This window comes from Enterobacter cloacae complex sp. S2 (genome assembly GCF_015159675.1).
GTDB classification, from domain to species: domain Bacteria; phylum Pseudomonadota; class Gammaproteobacteria; order Enterobacterales; family Enterobacteriaceae; genus Enterobacter; species Enterobacter intestinihominis.
The window spans coordinates 137028-153766 of the sequence record NZ_JADDTS010000036.1; the positions used below are offsets into that span (position 1 = coordinate 137028).

At 53.7% G+C, this 16739-nt stretch carries 18 protein-coding genes; 6 read left to right on the forward strand and 12 right to left on the reverse strand.

The window, feature by feature from the left end; translation table 11 throughout:
* Positions 1-6: 6 nt before the first annotated feature.
* The 6 genes from IPZ49_RS16815 to zapE form a co-directional block, all read right to left on the reverse strand.
* Entirely contained in the window at positions 7-747 is a 741-nt protein-coding gene (locus IPZ49_RS16815; RefSeq protein WP_022649551.1) for a DUF1120 domain-containing protein, read from the reverse strand.
* Between the two features lie 269 nt (positions 748-1016).
* Complete coding sequence (gene sspB, locus IPZ49_RS16820; RefSeq protein ID WP_032622090.1) at positions 1017-1514, reverse strand: ClpXP protease specificity-enhancing factor; 498 nt, start codon at positions 1512-1514, stop codon at positions 1017-1019.
* Positions 1515-1519: 5 nt separating this feature from the next.
* Positions 1520-2158: a stringent starvation protein SspA gene (gene sspA, locus IPZ49_RS16825; RefSeq protein WP_003860438.1), complete on the reverse strand. Its 639-nt coding sequence runs from the start codon at positions 2156-2158 to the stop codon at positions 1520-1522.
* Positions 2159-2465: 307 nt separating this feature from the next.
* Positions 2466-2858, reverse strand: a complete 393-nt coding sequence (gene rpsI, locus IPZ49_RS16830; protein ID WP_003860436.1) for a 30S ribosomal protein S9 — start codon at positions 2856-2858, stop codon at positions 2466-2468.
* Between the two features lie 15 nt (positions 2859-2873).
* Positions 2874-3302: a 50S ribosomal protein L13 gene (gene rplM, locus IPZ49_RS16835; protein ID WP_003860434.1), complete on the reverse strand. Its 429-nt coding sequence runs from the start codon at positions 3300-3302 to the stop codon at positions 2874-2876.
* A gap of 346 nt (positions 3303-3648) precedes the next feature.
* The gene (zapE, locus tag IPZ49_RS16840) at positions 3649-4773 is read right to left on the reverse strand and encodes a cell division protein ZapE (protein ID WP_063146514.1); all 1125 of its coding nucleotides are present in this window, start codon (positions 4771-4773) and stop codon (positions 3649-3651) included.
* Between the two features lie 189 nt (positions 4774-4962).
* On the opposite strand from zapE, the gene zapG reads away from it, so the two are divergent.
* The 3 genes from zapG (at position 4963) to degS (ending at position 8059) form a co-directional block, all read left to right on the forward strand.
* A complete protein-coding gene (gene zapG / locus IPZ49_RS16845; protein ID WP_022649554.1) occupies positions 4963-5361 on the forward strand; it encodes a Z-ring associated protein ZapG in 399 nt (132 codons plus the stop codon).
* A gap of 170 nt (positions 5362-5531) precedes the next feature.
* Positions 5532-6899 carry a serine endoprotease DegQ gene (gene degQ / locus IPZ49_RS16850; RefSeq protein ID WP_063146513.1) on the forward strand — a complete coding sequence of 456 codons (1368 nt, stop codon included), beginning with the start codon at positions 5532-5534 and terminating at the stop codon, positions 6897-6899.
* A 92-nt stretch (positions 6900-6991) separates the two neighbouring features.
* A complete protein-coding gene (gene degS / locus IPZ49_RS16855) occupies positions 6992-8059 on the forward strand; it encodes an outer membrane-stress sensor serine endopeptidase DegS (RefSeq protein WP_003860430.1) in 1068 nt (355 codons plus the stop codon).
* A 51-nt stretch (positions 8060-8110) separates the two neighbouring features.
* Here the strand turns inward: degS and mdh are convergent, their stop codons facing one another.
* Entirely contained in the window at positions 8111-9049 is a 939-nt protein-coding gene (mdh, locus tag IPZ49_RS16860; protein WP_023298737.1) for a malate dehydrogenase, read from the reverse strand.
* Positions 9050-9446: 397 nt separating this feature from the next.
* Between mdh and argR the strand changes: the two genes are divergently transcribed.
* Together argR and yhcN are read left to right on the forward strand one after the other, a co-directional pair.
* Complete coding sequence (gene argR, locus IPZ49_RS16865) at positions 9447-9917, forward strand: transcriptional regulator ArgR (protein ID WP_003860428.1); 471 nt, start codon at positions 9447-9449, stop codon at positions 9915-9917.
* Between the two features lie 378 nt (positions 9918-10295).
* Positions 10296-10559, forward strand: coding sequence for a peroxide/acid stress response protein YhcN (yhcN, locus tag IPZ49_RS16870; protein ID WP_006812160.1), 264 nt, complete (start codon positions 10296-10298; stop codon positions 10557-10559).
* 59 nt (positions 10560-10618) lie between these two features.
* On the opposite strand, the gene IPZ49_RS16875 is transcribed toward yhcN, so the two are convergent.
* The 5 genes from IPZ49_RS16875 to aaeX all read right to left on the reverse strand — a co-directional run bounded on the left by IPZ49_RS16875 (position 10619) and on the right by aaeX (position 15594).
* Complete coding sequence (locus IPZ49_RS16875) at positions 10619-10891, reverse strand: barstar family protein (RefSeq protein ID WP_022649557.1); 273 nt, start codon at positions 10889-10891, stop codon at positions 10619-10621.
* Between the two features lie 45 nt (positions 10892-10936).
* The gene (locus tag IPZ49_RS16880) at positions 10937-12391 is read right to left on the reverse strand and encodes an NAD-dependent succinate-semialdehyde dehydrogenase (protein ID WP_063146512.1); all 1455 of its coding nucleotides are present in this window, start codon (positions 12389-12391) and stop codon (positions 10937-10939) included.
* Between the two features lie 86 nt (positions 12392-12477).
* Positions 12478-14445 (reverse strand): p-hydroxybenzoic acid efflux pump subunit AaeB, encoded by a 1968-nt coding sequence (gene aaeB, locus IPZ49_RS16885; RefSeq protein WP_063146511.1) that lies wholly within the window; start codon positions 14443-14445, stop codon positions 12478-12480.
* 5 nt (positions 14446-14450) lie between these two features.
* Entirely contained in the window at positions 14451-15383 is a 933-nt protein-coding gene (gene aaeA / locus IPZ49_RS16890) for a p-hydroxybenzoic acid efflux pump subunit AaeA (protein ID WP_023298740.1), read from the reverse strand.
* Positions 15384-15390: 7 nt separating this feature from the next.
* Positions 15391-15594, reverse strand: coding sequence for a p-hydroxybenzoic acid efflux pump operon protein AaeX (gene aaeX, locus IPZ49_RS16895; RefSeq protein ID WP_003860416.1), 204 nt, complete (start codon positions 15592-15594; stop codon positions 15391-15393).
* A 178-nt stretch (positions 15595-15772) separates the two neighbouring features.
* Here aaeX and aaeR point away from each other — a divergent pair, with 178 nt between their 5' ends.
* Positions 15773-16699, forward strand: coding sequence for an HTH-type transcriptional activator AaeR (gene aaeR, locus IPZ49_RS16900; protein WP_022649561.1), 927 nt, complete (start codon positions 15773-15775; stop codon positions 16697-16699).
* The last annotated feature ends 40 nt before the right edge of the window (positions 16700-16739 follow it).

Sequence of the window (16739 nt, forward strand, 5' to 3'; positions counted from 1 at the left end):
CGAATATCAAAGATAAACAAGGCTCAGCGTGGCATTACCGTCAAGCGTGATAGTATCGCCTGTACCCAATACAGTGTTGTCCTGAAGCGCAGTTGTAATGCGTAACGGCATATTCATAACTTTAAAAGCTTTTGGTGTGGTGGTTCCCGATGCAGCAGCCGTAAAGACACGTGTCTGGCCTGTGCCACTGTTAACTGGTGCAAAAGCACCCGTACTGGATTTTACCCAGGTATAATTTGATGTATCGGTACCTGTGGCTGCAATGAGATCAGCGACAACACCATCTGTTGTTGTATTAACGGGATCTGCTGCAATGACATAGGAGCCAATATTCACACCCGCACTCGTTTTACCCAAGCCATAGGCGTTTCCTGAAGCGTTAGCATTTACATTATCGAAAAACCCATTTTCAATATAAGCGGCGCTCCCCAGGCCCACACGAGTATCATGGCGGTTATCCGTAGAAGTCACCCCAACGCTGGTATCGCTGTCACAGGTAATAGTGAGAGTAATACTTTTAGCCCCCAACTGAACCAGTGTATTCGCCGTGCCAGTTGGATTGATGGTAGAAGCTGGCATTGTGCCATAATCTACCACTCCACCGTTTGGCAGTGAGGGTACGCAGGAACCAGGAACGATATTACCAATAACTTTCAACGTCACATCATTAGCAGCGTGTGCATTTGACATGGCGAGGGCTGCACAAATAGCAGCAGATGAAAATAATTTTTTAAAAGTGATATTCATAATTTGTCCTTAAAAGAAAATCCGTTTTTGTTAACGCACATATATATTTTCACAGGGTGATATCGGATACAATCAAATTAAAATAAAACATTATTGAAGATAAATTTAACTGTCCTACAGAAAATAACCCAACAAGATTAATCCCATGCCAATTAATAGACCGATATCTTTTGCAAAGACACAAGTTTTTTAGAGAGTAATTTTATGCAGAAAATAAAAAAACCTGCACAGCTGTGCAGGTTCGGAAAAAATATTGTGCTTTATGAAGTTTATTTGACGACACGGAGTGCCGGACGACCACCGCGCGGAGGCGGATCGTCATCAGGGTCATTGTCGTCGTGATGATCGGGTTTATCGCCATCAATCACAGACATTACCGTGTCGCTTTCACGTTCATCGGATGTCCCATCATCGTTCAGGCTGGCGACCTCTTCATCATAAGCCGCTTCCGGTTCGAACATGGTACCTGCACCGTTTTCACGGGCGTAGATAGCCAGAACCGCAGCCAGCGGAACGGAAACCTGACGCGGCACGCCGCCGAAACGCGCATTAAAGCGCACTTCGTCGTTCGCCAGTTCCAGGTTACCCACTGCACGTGGCGCAATATTCAGTACAATCTGTCCGTCGCGTGCGTATTCCATTGGAACCTGCACGCCCGGCAACGTCACATCCACAACCAGGTGCGGCGTGAGCTGGTTATCCAGCAGCCATTCATAGAAGGCGCGCAGCAGATACGGACGGCGTGGTGAAAGTTGTGACATTTCCACAGTCATTAGCCTCGGCCGAGACGCATTTCGCGCTCCGGTTCAGTTAAGGATGCCAGGAAAGAGTCGCGTTCGAATACGCGAGTCATGTAGCCTTTCAGCTCTTTCGCGCCAGGACCGCTGAATTCTACGCCCAGGGTTGGCAGGCGCCACAGCAGCGGTGCCAGGTAGCAATCTACCAGGCTGAACTCATCGCTCAGGAAGAAAGGTTTTTGACCAAATACCGGCGCAATCGCCAGCAGCTCTTCACGCAGTTGTTTACGCGCAGCATCCGCTTCTGAAGAGGAACCGTTAACGATAACGTTCATCAGCGAGTACCAGTCTTTCTCGATACGCTGCATGTACAGGCGGCTTTCACCACGCGCAACAGGGTAAACAGGCATGAGCGGCGGATGCGGGAAACGCTCATCCAGGTATTCCATAATGATACGGGATTCCCACAGGGTCAGCTCGCGATCCACCAGCGTCGGTACGCTTTGGCTCGGGTTGAGATCGATCAGATCCTGAGGCGGGTTATCCTTTTCCACATGCTCGATCTCAAAACTGACACCCTTCTCGGCCAGCACGATACGAACCTGATGGCTATAAATGTCAGTAGGACCAGAAAACAGCGTCATTACCGAACGTTTGTTGGCAGCGACAGCCATGAAAACCTCCAGGTATATTCAGAATTTTTACTGCTACCAGCCCAACGGGGCCAGCCAGATGATGTATCGCCCATCCCAGAGAAAACACATTGTTCAAGAATCGAACAAAAATCGAGTATTCACCGATATTTGGGCATAAAATTGGATGATAGTTTACCAGATTTTGATGGCTTTGTGGTGAGGGGATGCCGGAAATGTGGAAAAAGAGAAGATATATGAAATGTTACTGTGGATAACCTGCGCATTATCCATAAAAAAACCCGCCGAAGCGGGTTTTTCGCCAATCGTTCTGCGTAAGCAGAATAGATTAACGTTTGGAGAACTGTGGACGACGACGTGCTTTACGCAGACCCACTTTCTTACGTTCAACCTGACGAGCGTCACGAGTAACGAAGCCAGCTTTACGCAGTTCAGAACGCAGGGATTCGTCGTACTCCATCAGCGCGCGGGTGATACCGTGACGGATCGCACCTGCCTGACCGGAGATACCACCACCTTTAACGGTGATGTACAGATCCAGTTTTTCTACCATATCAACCAGTTCCAGCGGCTGGCGAACTACCATGCGGGCAGTTTCGCGACCGAAGTATTGTTCCAGAGAACGCTGGTTAATTACGATTTTACCACTGCCCGGTTTAATGAAAACGCGAGCTGCGGAACTTTTGCGGCGACCAGTGCCGTAGTATTGATTTTCAGCCATTGCCTATAATCCCGATTAGATGTCAAGAACTTGCGGTTGCTGTGCCGCGTGGTTGTGCTCGTTGCCTGCGTAAACTTTCAGTTTACGGAACATAGCACGACCCAGCGGGCCTTTTGGCAGCATGCCTTTAACCGCGATTTCAATCACACGCTCAGGACGGCGGGCAATCATCTCTTCAAAGGTCGCTTCTTTGATACCACCGATGTGGCCGGTGTGGTGGTAGTACATTTTGTCAGTACGCTTGTTGCCGGTAACAGCAACTTTGTCAGCGTTCAGAACGATGATGTAATCACCGGTATCAACGTGCGGAGTATATTCCGCTTTATGCTTACCGCGCAGGCGACGAGCCAGTTCAGTAGCCAGACGGCCCAGAGTTTTACCGGTCGCGTCAACAACATACCAGTCGCGCTGTACGGTTTCTGGTTTAGCTGTAAAAGTTTTCATTAAAAGCTTACCCAAATAATAAGTTACACGTTGGTGAACACCCAAACGTTTAGTCAGTTGAGGTTCACACGACAAAGTCCGGCAAACCTACCCCTTCGAATAGCACATGCCGACACATAGAAAGTTTCGGGAAAAAAACCTTCTCGTAACGTGGGGTCGCAAGATTATAGAGAAGTTGAGGTCAAAGATCGACCCTTAAATGTGATTTGGGATGGGTTTTTCGGGGTTGCGTATTGTGCGGTCTGGTGCCCTCACCCCCAGCCCCTCTCCCACGGGGAGAGGGTAGCGTTTGTTAAGGCCTGGTGCCCTCACCCCCAGCCCCTCTCCTACGGGGAGAGGGTAGCATTTATGGCATATGCTCACGCTTGAGGTACTCTTCGCTCTGCATCTCTTGCAGGCGCGACAGGCAGCGCTGGAACTCAAACTTCAGGCGCTCGCCCTGATAGATCTCATATAAAGGCACCTCGGCACTGACTACCAGCTTGACGTGGCGCTCATAAAACTCGTCCACCAGCGCGATGAAGCGGCGCGCTTCGCTCTCCATGAGAGAGGTCATGACGGGCACATCCCATAACATAACGGTATGGAACAGTCGCGAAAGCGCAATGTAGTCATGCTGGCTGCGGGCGTCCACGCAGAGCGTTGCAAACGAGACGGCCAGCGTCTGGTTCTCTACGCCAAGCGTCGGCAACGGACGATGATTAATCTCCAGCGCTGGTGCGTTATCCCGCGGCGCCCCTGCCAGCGCCAGCCAGAGTTTATCCATCTCGCTGGCTGTGTCGGCGTTCAGCGGTGAAAGCCACAGGTACGCCTGCGTCAGCGTGCGCAAACGATAGTCGACGCCAGCGTCGACATTCATGATGTCGCAGTACTGCTTAATGGCATCTATGGCTGGCAGGAAACGCGCCCGCTGGAGACCGTTGCGATAAAGCTCATCCGGCGGGATATTTGAGGTCGCCACCAGGGTGATCCCACGCGCAAACAGCGCTTTCATCAGCCCCCCCAGCAGCATCGCGTCCGTAATATCGGAAACAAAGAATTCGTCGAAGCAGAGTACGTCCGTTTCCGCCTTGAAGCGGTCCGCCACGATTTCCAGCGGGTCGGTTTCGCCCTGGAGCGCCGTCAACTCCTCATGAACCCGCAGCATAAAACGGTGAAAGTGCAGACGCTGCTTACGCGTGCCGGGCAGGCTCTGGTAGAACATGTCCATCAGCCAGGTCTTACCCCGCCCAACGCCGCCCCACATATATAAGCCACGAACCGGTGCGTTTACCGTGGGCTCTTTTTTGCCCAGTAAACGGCCGAATGCCGCCTTCAGCCCACTGCTCTGCACCGCATCGGCGGGTTTCGCCAGAAGCTCCTGGTAAATCGTGTCCAGGCGGTTTACCGCTTCACGCTGGACATCATCCGGCTGGTGTGTGCCCTCACTCAGGGCGAGTTGGTAACGCGATGATGGGGACAGGTTTTGCATGATGTTATTGTTATTCCTTTAGTTAAACCTCATCAGCGCGCGTGGCTGATGAAAAAAAGGCCGTTCTACACTACGCGATGATACGTCAGGATTCCACTTCTGCGGAAATAGCGGTTATAGTGGCATAATCAGGCACAGGCAGGAGCCGAGCCAACACCCTACGGAACAACAAGACAACGGGAGAAGTTCATGACCTGGGAATATGCGCTAATCGGTTTAGTCGTCGGCATCATCATTGGTGCTGTGGCCATGCGTTTCGGTAACCGCAAATTGCGTCAGCAGCAGTCACTGCAATACGAACTGGAAAAGAACAAAGCCGAACTGGAAGAATACCGCGAAGAGCTGGTCAGCCACTTTGCCCGTAGCGCTGAGCTGCTGGACAACATGGCGACAGATTATCGCCAGCTCTACCAGCACATGGCGAAAAGCTCCAGCAGCCTGCTGCCGGAAATGACCGCGGAGAGCAACCCCTTCCGCAATCGTCTGGCGGACTCTGAGGCCGGTAACGATCAGGCACCGGTTCAGATGCCACGCGACTATTCAGACGGCGCGTCCGGCCTGCTGCGCGGTGGCGTAAAACGCGATTAATCGCACAACCTGAATAAATTTTACGGGCGCACCTTATGCGCCCGTCCTTTCTTCCCGTCCCCAGCTATTATTTAGTCAAACACCTCATTGTTCAGCGGTTGAAAATTCAATAACATCAAGATGTTTTTGGGGCCGTTCTTTTTCATTCCAGGATACGAGAGTTAGCATCGATGAAGAAAAAAAACCAGCTGTTGAGCGCCTTAGCGTTAAGTGTCGGGTTATCTCTCTCGGCGTCCTTCCCCGCCAGTGCGGCACTACCTTCGCAGGTGCCAGGACAAGAAGCCATTCCCAGCCTTGCGCCGATGCTTGAAAAAGTCCTGCCTGCGGTAGTCAGCGTTCAGGTGGAAGGGACGGCACGCCAAAGCCAGCGTATTCCCGAAGAGCTGAAGAAATATTTTGGCGAAGAGGCGCCGGATCAGCAGGCTCAGCCGTTTGAAGGCCTTGGTTCGGGCGTGATTATCGACGCGGCCAAAGGCTATATCCTGACCAATAACCACGTGATCAGCCAGGCTGATAAAATCAGCGTTCAGCTGAACGATGGCCGGGAGTTTGACGCCAAACTGATCGGCGGTGACGATCAGAGTGATATCGCCCTGCTACAGGTGCAAAACCCCAGCAACCTGACCCAGATCGCCATCACCGATTCCGATAAGCTGCGCGTGGGTGATTTTGCCGTCGCGGTCGGTAATCCGTTCGGTTTAGGGCAGACCGCCACCTCCGGGATTGTCTCTGCCCTGGGGCGCAGCGGCCTGAATCTCGAAGGGCTGGAAAATTTCATCCAGACCGATGCCTCCATCAACCGGGGCAACTCCGGCGGTGCGCTGCTTAACCTGAACGGCGAACTGATCGGCATTAATACCGCTATCCTCGCACCAGGCGGCGGCAGCATCGGGATTGGTTTTGCCATTCCGAGTAACATGGCGAAAACCCTGTCTCAACAGCTGATACAGTTTGGCGAGGTTAAGCGCGGGCTGCTGGGCATTAAAGGCATGGAGATGAGCGCCGATATCGCCAAAGCCTTTAAGCTCAACGTCCAGCGCGGGGCGTTTGTCAGCGAAGTGCTGCCCAACTCAGGCTCTGCGAAAGCGGGCGTGAAATCCGGTGACGTTATTGTCAGCCTGAACGATAAACCGCTGAGCAGCTTCGCTGAATTACGTTCGCGTATTGCCACCACGGAGCCTGGCGCTAAAGTGAAGCTGGGCCTGATCCGCGAGGGCAAACCGCTGACCGTGGAAGTGACACTGGACAAGAGCACCTCCTCTTCCGCCAGTGCAGAACAGATCTCCCCGGCGCTACAGGGCGCAACGCTGAGCGACGGTCAGCTTAAAGACGGCACGAAAGGCATTTCTGTCACTGCCGTTGAGAAAAGCAGCCCGGCCGCGCAGGCAGGTTTACATCAGGACGACGTGATCGTGGGTGTGAACCGCACTCGCGTGCAGTCTATTGCCGAAATGCGTAAGGTGCTGGAGAGTAAACCGGCGGTCATTGCCCTGCAAATTATCCGTGGCAACGACACCCTCTACATTTTACTGCGTTAACCATTTGCGACTCCGGGCATCGCCGCTGCGTGTGATGTCCGGATAACTCATGTTATGCTGCAAACCGTTCCTTTTTTAACGACACACGCATCATGCTTTTAAAGCTCTTTCGTTCAATTGTCATTGGTTTGATCGTTGCCGGTCTGCTGCTGGTGGCTATGCCATCTTTACGCCAGTTCAACAAACTGTCGGCTCCTCAGTTCGACAGCACGGATGAAACGCCTGCAACGTACAATCAGGCGGTACGCCGTGCCGCCCCCGCCGTGGTTAACGTCTATAACCGCGGGCTTAACAGTTCCGCTCATAACCAGCTGGAGATCCGCACGCTTGGTTCCGGTGTGATCATGGATGACCGGGGTTACATCATCACCAATAAACACGTGATCAACGATGCCGACCAGATTATCGTCGCCTTGCAGGATGGCCGCGTGTTTGAAGCCCTGCTGGTGGGGTCGGACAGCCTGACCGATCTGGCGGTGCTGAAGATCAACGCCACGGGCGGTCTGCCGACTATCCCGATTAATCGCAAACGAACGCCGCATATCGGCGATGTGGTGCTGGCGATCGGTAACCCGTACAACCTGGGCCAGACCATCACTCAGGGGATCATCAGCGCGACAGGTCGAATTGGACTGAACCCGTCAGGGCGGCAGAACTTCCTGCAAACCGATGCCTCGATCAACCACGGTAACTCCGGCGGTGCGCTGGTGAACTCTCTGGGCGAACTGATGGGCATTAACACCCTCTCCTTCGACAAGAGCAACGATGGCGAAACACCGGAAGGGATTGGCTTTGCCATTCCGTTCCAGCTGGCGACCAAGATCATGGACAAGCTGATCCGCGATGGCCGCGTGATCCGTGGCTACATCGGTATTGGCGGGCGTGAAATCGCGCCGATGCATACGCAGGGCGGTGGTATCGATCAGATCCAGGGGATTGTGGTCAACGAAGTGGCACCTGGCGGCCCGGCGGCCAATGCAGGTATCCAGGTGAACGACGTTATTCTTTCCGTCAACGGCACGCCGGCGGTCTCTGCGCTTGAAACGATGGACCAGGTGGCGGAAATTCGACCGGGCTCTATCATCCCCGTAGAAGTCATGCGTAATGACAAGAAGCTCACGATTCAGGTCACCATCCAGGAATACCCGGCCACTAACTGACGGGCATAAAAAAACGGAGCTTAGCGCTCCGTTTTTTTTACCGGGACAAGATCACTTGTTAACGAACTCTTCGCCCAGCGTGATGTCTTTCTTCAGCGTATCCAGCATGCCTTCCATCGCGTTTTGCTCAAACGCGCTCAGCGTGCCGATAGACTTACGCTCTTCAACGCCGTTTTTACCCAGCAGCAGCGGCTGAGAGAAGAAGCGCGCGTGTTCACCGTCGCCTTCTACGTAAGCGCATTCAACCACGTTTTTCTCGCCCTGCAGCGCGCGAACCAGAGACAGGCCGAAACGCGCCGCCGCCTGGCCCATAGACAGGGTTGCAGAACCGCCACCCGCCTTCGCTTCCACCACTTCGGTGCCTGCATTCTGAATACGTTTGGTCAGGTCAGCCACTTCCTGCTCGGTGAAGCTCACGCCCGGGATCTGCGACAGCAGAGGCAGGATGGTCACGCCAGAGTGTCCGCCGATAACCGGCACTTCCACTTCCGTTGGCTGCTTGCCTTTCAGCTCAGCCACGAAGGTATTGGAACGGATGATATCCAGCGTAGTTACGCCGAACAGTTTGTTCTTGTCGTAAACGCCCGCTTTCTTCAGCACTTCTGCTGCGATGGCAACGGTGGTGTTCACCGGGTTGGTGATGATACCGATGCACGCTTTCGGGCAGGTTTCAGCGATCTGCTGAACCAGGTTTTTCACGATGCCCGCGTTGACGTTGAACAGGTCTGAACGATCCATACCCGGTTTACGTGCAACACCCGCGGAGATCAGCACCACATCGGCACCCTGCAACGCAGGACGCGCATCTTCACCGGAGAAGCCTTTGATTTTCACAGCTGTCGGGATGTGGCTCAGGTCAACCGCCACACCTGGGGTTACCGGAGCAATATCGTACAGGGAGAGTTCTGAGCCTGAAGGCAGTTGGGTTTTCAGTAGTAGGGCAAGCGCCTGGCCGATACCACCAGCAGCGCCGAGGACTGCGACTTTCATCCTAAACTCCTTATTATGGTTAACTTAAGTATCTGTAACTCCGTTGCGGCGACCATAATTCAGCACGTCATTAATTACAATTTTCATCGCTAAAGAATTTGAGGTCGCACGTCTTTGACCTTCGCCCGAATGCTATCAGGCTGTGGGCAACAACGAATTAAGAGGGGGTTACAATACACCCTGCCACGCCACCAAAACAACATCATTTTGATAACATTTAATTTACTTTTAAGCTTATTTGCGCGGCGTGACCCAGGCATGTTTTCTGATAACGAAATCTGATAAAATCTCTCCCTTTCATAACATTATTTCAGCCTGGTGCCAGGTAGATAATTTGCATAAAAATTCATCCACATGCATAATAATGTTGTTTCTATCGTCATATTCCGGGTGACTTATGCGAAGCTCGTCTAAGCAAGAAGAATTAGTGAAAGCGTTTAAAGCGCTACTCAAAGAAGAGAAATTCAGTTCTCAGGGAGAAATTGTTCAGGCGTTGCAGGAGCAAGGCTTCGACAACATCAACCAGTCGAAGGTCTCCCGCATGTTAACCAAGTTTGGTGCAGTGCGTACGCGCAACGCCAAAATGGAGATGGTTTATTGCCTGCCTGCTGAACTTGGTGTGCCAACGACCTCCAGCCCGCTGAAAAACCTGGTTCTGGACATTGACTATAACGATGCCGTGGTCGTGATCCACACCAGCCCGGGTGCAGCCCAGCTGATTGCCCGCCTGCTGGACTCGCTGGGCAAAGCAGAAGGGATCCTCGGGACCATCGCCGGCGATGACACCATTTTTACGACCCCGGCAAATGGTTTCTCGGTGAAAGACCTCTACGAAGCGATTCTGGTCCTGTTCGAACAGGAGCTGTAATCTTCTGCCCCGTAGCACCTGGCTGCGGGGATCATTCTGCTGCCGCCTCGTTTTACCCTGCTTTTCTCTGCCTGCTGCTTTTGCAAATAGTGCTTTTTACCGCCTGTTAACATTCATTCAGTGAATGATCTGCCGTAAAATCGCACTAAAAATCAAAGCCACCTATCCAATTGATTTACATAAGAAAAAATCATAACGCCTGCAGAGTAACGCCCTTTTTTATTCATTCCCGTTATAAAAAATGATGTTTTTAACACGTAATAACAGGCGAAACCATTAGTCTGGTATTAATTTTTTCCGTGATTAGTGTATACTTGATTTTGTGATGAGGGTCACAGAACAAAGACCCCAGTAAAATAATTGACGAGGTAAATAATCATGAAAATTAAAACCACTGTAGCTGCCCTGAGCGTACTGTCAGTCCTGTCATTCGGTGCGTTTGCAGCCGACACTATTAACGCCGAACAGGCACAATCCCGTCAGGCTATCGGGACCGTTTCTGTTGGTGCCATCGGTACTTCTCCGATGGACATGCACGAAATGCTGAACAAAAAAGCGGAAGAACAGGGTGCGTCATCTTATCGCATCATCGAAGCGCGCAGTGGCGACCACTGGCACGCTACCGCAGAACTGTACAAATAAACCCTCGTCGTATCTCATCATACGACTTGCCCCTGACCTCCCGGTCAGGGGCTTTTTTATCACTGGCGCACGTTGAAACGCAGTTGCCCTTCCAGCTCCTCCTCCGCTTCATCAAACAATAAAATCAATGCGCCAAAGCGTCTGCGCAGTTTTTCAGGCAGATGGGTAAATTCGATCTCCAGCGGTAACGGCAGCCTGTCGCCGGTAACCACATCCCACAGCATATCAAGATTGTTTACGCTGCCCCGCTCCAGGTCGAACGCCCGGATAAACTCGCGGTAGAAGTCTTCCTGACTATCAATTTCGTCAAAATCAAAGGTATAAATTTTCATTGCCAGCCACCCGGTACAGGCGGGCGGCAGATGCCGCCCTGTCTATTATAAGCCCCCGATATGCAGGGTTTTAACTTCCAGAAACTCCTCCAGCCCCAGCACGGACCCCTCGCGCCCCAGCCCGGACTCTTTTACGCCCCCAAACGGACCCAGCTCGGTCGAGACCGCACATTCATTAATTCCGATCATGCCGCTCTCAATGGCCTGTGAGACGCGGAACACGCGCGAGAGATTCTGGGTATAAAAGTAGGCCGCCAGCCCGTAAGGCGTATTGTTAGCGCGCATAACCACTTCGTCTTCCGACGTGAAGCGGAAGCAGGCGGCAACGGGACCAAAGGTCTCCTCTTCTGCCAGCTTCATGCCTTCATGGCAGTCACCGAGTACGGTTGGCATCCAGAAGTTGCCGCCAAGTTCGTGCGGTTTACCCCCAGCCAGCACCGTGGCCCCCTTCGCTACCGCATCTTCGACGTGCTCACGGACTTTCTCGACAGCCGAAGGCTCAATCTGCGGGCCGACAACGACGCCCTCGTCCAGACCGTTACCCACCTTCAGCGCCTTCACCGCATCGGCAAGCTGATTGACAAACTTGTCATAGACCGTCTCCTGAATATAGAAACGGTTTACGCTGACGCAGACCTGCCCGGCGTTACGGAATTTATTGGCGATGGCGCCTTTGACGGCGGCCTCAATATCCGCGTCCTCGAAAACGATATACGGCGCATTGCCGCCCAGCTCCATCGATACCTTTTTCATGGTCTCAGCGGAATTGCGAACCAGCGTTTTCCCGACGGCGGTTGACCCCGTAAACGAGATTTTGCGCACGTCATGGCTGGCCATAATGGCGTCACTAATTTCTGAGGTGCTCCCCGCGACCGCATTCAGCACACCATCCGGCACACCGGCCTGCTTCGCCAGCGTCAGCAGCGCAAAGGCGCTCAGCGGCGTGTTGTTTGCAGGCTTGATGACGCCGGTACATCCTGCTGCCAGCGCCGGGCCGAGCTTACGGGTGAGCATAGCCATCGGGAAATTCCATGGCGTGATAGCAGCAACCACCCCAACAGGTTCACGAGTGGCCAGAATACGGGAGCCGGGTTTAACCGGAGGAATGATTTCACCGTTAGCGCGCTTGGCCTGCTCCGCAAACCACTGAATAAAGCTGGCAGCGTAGTCCACTTCGCCCTCAGCCTCTTTCAGCGGCTTGCCCTGCTCGGTGGTCATCAGCCGCCCGAGCCAGCTTTTGTTCTCGATAATCAGTTCATACCAGCGATAGAGGATCGCGGAACGCTCTTTTGCCGTTTTTGCGCGCCATGCGGGAAAGGCTTTCGTCGCGGCCGCAATGGCCTCTTCGGTTTCGGCTTTCCCTGCTTTCGCCACTTTCGCAACCACCTCGCCCGTGGCCGGGTTTAGCACATCAAACGTGGTGTCGAGTGTTTTCCAGATACCGTTAACCAGATACCCGGTCTGAAAAAGAATACTGTCCTGAAGAGCCTGGGTTGTCATGTGTCCTCCCTTCCTGAATGTTTGAACCTGCAAGAATAAGTATAGCCACAAAAAAACCGACGCTTTTGGCGTCGGTTTTCTCTTCGTTAGCTGTCTGTCAGCGCATTCTGGTAGCGGTGCAGCATAAACACCAGCCGCTCTACCGGCTCGGTAACCTGCGGCGGGGCTTCCCAGACTCGCAGTTTCTCCTGGTAGATATCCAGCTCCTCCAGCAGTTGCTTAAAGTAGCGGCGACGTTTGTCATCACTGGATGCCGATATCACATGGTCCGCCGTTCGCCGTAGCTGGCGGTGGAAAGCGGACAAATCGTCGTTGATCGGCACTGGCGCGTTCCGCAGACGCTGGTGCGCGATAATCATGGTTAACGCCAGACGGAAGCGAGCGACATCGCCCGGGAATTTATTCAACAGCAGGAACAGTTGCTGGTAAAGGGCCGGAAGGTGGTTCTGCTTGCGCCGCGCGGTGTTGGTGGTCAAGGACGATACGGCGGCCGACACAAACTGATTGAGCAGCACGCGCCCTGTCCGCGCCTGAGAGTTATCCCGCACCAGCAGGATCACCATCATCGCCAGGAAACAGCCCACCAGCTGGCCTAATGCGCTATCCAGGAACTGGCTGAAATGGAAGGTCATCGGGTTATCCAGCACGAGGATGTTAATCGTACTCGCCAGCGCACCTAACGATCCCAGACGGCGTTTTTGTACCTCAATCCCGATAAAGAACGCCATCACCGCCAGGCTGATACAGAGCAAAAGCATGCTTTGCTGCGTCGAGGGGATGATTACCAGGAAGTAGAACGCGCCAATGGGTAACGCCGCAATGGTGCCGTACAGAAAATCAATAGCGACCATGCGCGGGTTGGGCAGACGCATCGCCAGCGCGGTAACGACGGCAATCATCACCATCGCGCCGCTGCCGGACGTCCAGCCGGTCCACAGCCAGAACAGCGTGCCGAGTATACAGGCCAGGGTGGTACGCCAGAAGTTAACCATCGCATGATGACGCTCGGCGGATTCCGGTTTGATCACCACTTCGCCTTGTAACACCTCTTCTTCCGCCGCACTGATTTTGGTATTGCTAATCACGCCGCGTTTCAGAAGCAGGTAGCGCGTTGCGGCGCCAACCCAGGTATAAATGGTGACTGGCGTATCCCGTTCGCCCGTCCAGGCAATCACACGACGCATGCGTTTAAGCTGTCGATGCACGTCCTGCACTGTCTCCACAGGCTCATCAAACAGTTCGCGGAAGGTATCCGTTACCACTTCGGGGCGAGTGTTCTGAATCAGGTAGGTTTCACAAGCCTGGGTGATCAGCGTTAACGAGACGGTATTGATCGCTTTCAGACGACGATTGGCACGCTCCCAGCGGGAAGACTCCATATTGAGATTACTGCGCATCCCTTCCAGCGCCTGCGTGCGGCGCACCAGCGCGCTCCAGGCCTTGTCGACCTCTTCGCTGTCGCCGTGCTTAATGCACAGTTGCATGAGCTGGTACTGGGCAACAATCAGCGCGTCCAGCTCACGATCGACTTCCTGCTTGATGGATCGCGGAGAGAAGAGCAGATCGGCGACAATCGCGCAGACGATACCAATGACAATCTCGCTGCAACGTTCCACGGCGAACTGCGGAGCAAGCAGCGGTTCACTCTGAATGGTGATGATAATAATCAGCGCGGTATATCCCGCCAGGCCCCAGGCATACGAGTTCTCCACCTTCACCAGCGAAGAGACCCAGGTGCAAAAACCCGCCCAGATACAGCATACAATCAGCATCAGCAGCGGCGTGCGGATCATCAGGATGATAATGGTCAGGGCGGCGATACAGCCGATAAAGGTGCCGATAATACGCAGCATCCCGCGATAGCGAATTGCCCCGGAGTAAGGCTCGCCACCCGCCGCGAAGGCAGGACCGGCGGCGACGATCGCGGCGGTCAGAACAGCCCAGCGCGGCGTTTCAAGCTGGAAATGGAAGCCAACAAACAGCGCCAGCACAATGGCGCATGCCAGCTTCACGGCGAAGCGGATGTGCTGGCTGGCGATGGAAAAAATGCCCATAGCGATCAACCAAACTCGCGCAGGCGATGGGCGATTTGACGGAAGATAGAATCCTGGCTGGCATCACGGTCTTTTTCACCGGTGATCACTACCGTCGCCGTGGTGCCTGCGGGCCAGAGGTTGCTCTGCTGCTCATCCAGACGAATGCGTACCGGTACGCGCTGCGCCAGACGAACCCACTCGAGGTTAGAATCGACGGTCGCCATCCCTTTTGAATCATTGGTACTGCTGGCGTTGGTCACCCCCGCGGCCACGCTGTCCACGGTTCCTTTCAGGACCCGGTTGCTGCCGAGCGGCGTGATTTCGGCGCGATAGCCCGGACGCACGCCTTCCAGCTTGGTCTCTTCCATATAGGCGAGGACGTAGAAAGAGTTCTGTTTCACCAGCGCCACGGCCGTAGAGCCGCGCGTGATAAACTCACCCGCATAGACGTTGAGGTTGGTTACCCAGCCATCGGACGGGGCGCGGATAACGGTACGTTCCAGATCGAGCTTCGCCAGATCGCGCGTCGCCTGCGCTTTTGCCAGCTGATGCAGCACGGTTTGCAGCACGTTATTGGACTGATCAATCTCTTCCCGGGACATGGCCTGGATGCCCAGCTTGTTACGACGTCCTGCTTCACGGCGTTTTTCAGCGGCCAGCGCGTTGTAATACGCTACGTCGGCTTCCGCTTCTTCCAGCGCTTTTTGATAGCGCGGCTGGTCGATAGTGAACAGTACCTGATCTTTTTTCACCAGCTGGTTATCGTGGACATTGACCGCCGTAATGAGACCGGCGACATCGGGCGCTATCGCGACCACCTCCGCGCTGAAACGCGCATCGCGCGTCCACGGGGATTCGGTGTAATAAACCCAGGCGCGAAAAATAGCGATGAACGCCAGGATGACCAGCGCCATAGTGATGGCAGTGCGGGAGATTTTTCTTGTTAGCGTTTTCACATCAACCTCAGACAAACATGCGCGATATTAAATAGAACAGGCAGCAATACAGCGCGGTATTAAACAATGCAGGATGCCAGACGAAATCATAAATCCCGGTAGGGACCAGCACCTTGCGCACCAGCCAGAAGATCGCCAGTGATAAAAGAAGCTCGAAAAATATCGGTGGGAACGACAGACCGAACACCACGATAACGGGAAACAGACTCATGTTGACCTTGATTAAAGAGATGCAGGTTACTGGATTATTAAGCTCACGCCGCCGCAGGAGAGCATGAATTGCCGGGCGAGAGTGGCGCAGCCGTTATGTAATTAATAATATATTAACGTAACTGTTATGCTGTTATCTATCATATGTGATCTAAATCACTTTTAAGCCAGAGTGAATAATGGAACGTCTAAAACGCATGTCCGTCTTTGCGAAAGTGGTTGAGCAAGGCTCTTTTACCGCCGCAGCACGTCAGCTACAAATGAGCGTCTCATCCATTAGCCAGACAGTGTCAAAACTGGAAGATGAGCTCCAGGTGAAGCTGCTCAACCGCAGCACCCGCAGCATTGGGCTGACGGAAGCGGGTAAAATTTACTATCAGGGCTGCCGTCGAATGCTGCATGAAGTGCAGGATGTTCACGAGCAGCTCTACGCCTTTAACAACACGCCTATCGGCACGCTGCGTATCGGGTGTTCTTCAACTATGGCACAAAATGTTCTCGCTGCCATGACGGCGGAAATGCTGAAAGAGTATCCCGGTTTAACCGTTAATCTGGTAACGGGTATTCCGGCACCGGATCTGATTGCCGATGGGTTAGACGTGGTGATCCGCGTTGGCGCATTGCAGGACTCGAGCCTGTTCTCGCGTCGACTGGGCAGCATGCCGATGGTGGTCTGCGCTTCGAAAAGCTATCTGGCACAGTATGGCGTACCGGAAAAACCTGCCGACCTGAGCAACCACTCGTGGCTGGAATACAGCGTTCGCCCAGATAACGAATTTGAATTGATCGCGCCAGAAGGGCTTTCCACCAAACTGCTGCCTGAAGGCCGCTTCGTGACCAACGATCCGATGACCATCTCACGCTGGCTGGTGGCCGGGGCCGGGATCGCCTACGTGCCGCTGATGTGGGTGATCAACGAGATCAACAGCGGCGAACTGGAGATCCTCTTCCCGCGCTACCAGTCGGATCCGCGCCCGGTGTACGCGCTCTATACCGAAAAGGACAAGCTGCCGCTGAAGGTGCAGGTCTGTATTAACTATCTGACGGACTATTTTGTGGAAGTGGCAGAGCTGTTTCAGGGGATGCGGGGAAGAAGGAAAGAGTAGGCCTCCCCCTCACCCCGGCCCTCTCCCCAAAGGGGCGAGG